This is a genomic window from Mesorhizobium sp. M2A.F.Ca.ET.039.01.1.1 (genome assembly GCF_003998035.1).
Lineage (GTDB): Bacteria > Pseudomonadota > Alphaproteobacteria > Rhizobiales > Rhizobiaceae > Mesorhizobium.
In genome coordinates this window covers 1-1895 of the sequence record NZ_RZRY01000971.1, presented here as the reverse complement: position 1 = coordinate 1895, position 1895 = coordinate 1, and the positions used below count along the sequence as shown (strand labels likewise).

Here is a 1895-nt window from a genome sequence, read left to right as displayed (position 1 = left end):
GTCTATGCGCGATTGCAGACCGGCAGCGACGACAACCCCGACTGCTACACGCCGAAAGGCCTCGACGAATGGGCGGGACGTGTGAAGACCTGGGCCGAAGGTAAGCAACCCGCCGACCTGCCGCGCGCCGACCCGAAGACCGATGCGCCGGTCAAGCCGCGCGACGTGTTCGCCTACTTCATCAGCGAAGGCAAAGTGCGCGCGCCCTTCGGCGCCATGGCGCTGATGAAGCGGGTGACAGCCTAGAGCTGCGGACCTCCACAGCGGCCATAAATCAAACGCCAGAGTTTTGTTCGGCGCGCCATGCGACGCTGGTCGGCCGGTGGCTTGTCGGAACCTGCCGGCCGTCTTGACCGTTCTGTCTCAGCCGCCGACCGCAGGAGACCGCTGCGAAGTCGCAACAGCTGCCGAAGGTCGGAACGGGACGCAGCCATCTCGCGAATCGCTTGCGAAGTCCCGCAGCGTCGGAAAGGAGCGAGGAAAGATGATCGTCATCGTCGGTGCCTTGCTTACCGTTGCAGGCGTCGTGTACATGGCGGCCGCCACTCTGAGGCGCGGACGACTAAGTGATCCAGCACCCCGTCCGGCGCCGAACCTGGCAACATCGGGCCCGACATTGGAGCCGCGGCGCCGTCGGCTCGGTTTCCTCGGCCTGTCGCAGAATTGGCCGGGTCTGGCGATGATGGCAATTGGCTTTGTCCTGCTATTGTCGGTAATGATCCTGTAACGCAGGAATCCTCGCATCTTTGCGGCGATCGTAACGTAATCGATACTTCCTTGCTCCATTAATGGACCTACGTCAGGTTGGAGAAGCCTGGCGCCGGCAAGGACGCGCATGCTGCTCGACTACAACTCACTGCTTCTGGCCGTCGGCTTCTCCGCCGCTTGCCTCAGCCTCACCCTGTCGGAACCTGGATGGCCGCCCGTTCCGACAAATTCCTTTTGACATGGGCAGTCAGCGTTCTGGTCGTGGTGTGCGAAGTCTTTGCCTACGACGCCTATATCAAGGCGCCAGGAACGGCCCTTGGCGTGCTGACGCTGGCGGTGCTGCTGCTGGGCTTCTCGGTCATGCTCGGTGCTGCCCATCAGTTCAGGACCAGGCGCTCGCCCTTGCCGCTTATCGCGCTCGGCGTCGGCATTTCCTGTGCCCTGGCGCTGCCGCCCATGGCGCTCGGCTATGACGGCCTGGGCTTCATGCTGGAGAACGCTCTGGCCGCGCTGCTTCTGTTCGGCACGGCGTATGAATATTGGCGGGGCCGCGCGGAGGCGCCCGTCCATCTCATCGGCGTGTCGCTGCTCTATTCACTGACCGCGGCATCCTTCGTGCTGTGCGCGGCCGTGCTGGCGTGGGATGGCAAACTGGTTCTCGGTCACGCGCCAAGCAACTGGGCGGAGGACCTGAGCCTCGTCATCGTCATCGCTTCCATGACCGGCATCGGCGCATTGTCGCTGGCGCTCAACCAGGGTCGGCTCGCCCGCCACCATCAGCGCGAGGCGCAAACCGATGCCTTGACCGGCCTGCTCAACCGCCGCGCTCTGTTCGACCTGCACGGCAAGACGCCGGTCAACGCCTTCACCGCTGTGGTCGTGTTCGACCTCGATGGCTTCAAGGCGATCAACGACCAGTTCGGCCATGCCGCCGGCGACGAGGTGCTGAGGGTCTTTGCCGAAGTGCTTTGCGCCGATCTGCGCCCGAACGACTCCGTCGCCCGCATGGGCGGTGAGGAATTTGCCATGGTGTTGAGGCGCATTTTAACCGAGGTGGCTGGAGCAACGGCCGAACGTGTCAGGGCCGCGTTCGCCGTGCGCACGGTTGAGACCGAAACCGGCCCGCTGTGCTGCACGGTCAGCGCCGGCTTCGCCTTCGGCAGCACGGACGGCATGAGCTTCGACAA

General features: G+C 64.1%; 3 protein-coding genes. All 3 read left to right on the top strand.

Annotation, left to right across the window (positions count from 1 at the left end; all coding sequences use genetic code 11):
• On the top strand, positions 1-246 hold a 246-nt coding region (locus EOA24_RS36245), incomplete at its 5' end, for a DUF72 domain-containing protein (protein WP_127410725.1).
• A gap of 238 nt (positions 247-484) precedes the next feature.
• Complete coding sequence (locus tag EOA24_RS36240) at positions 485-727, top strand: hypothetical protein (RefSeq protein ID WP_126082567.1); 243 nt, start codon at positions 485-487, stop codon at positions 725-727.
• A 188-nt stretch (positions 728-915) separates the two neighbouring features.
• Positions 916-1895: GGDEF domain-containing protein (locus tag EOA24_RS36235; protein ID WP_245501940.1), on the top strand; the 980-nt coding region annotated here is incomplete at its 3' end.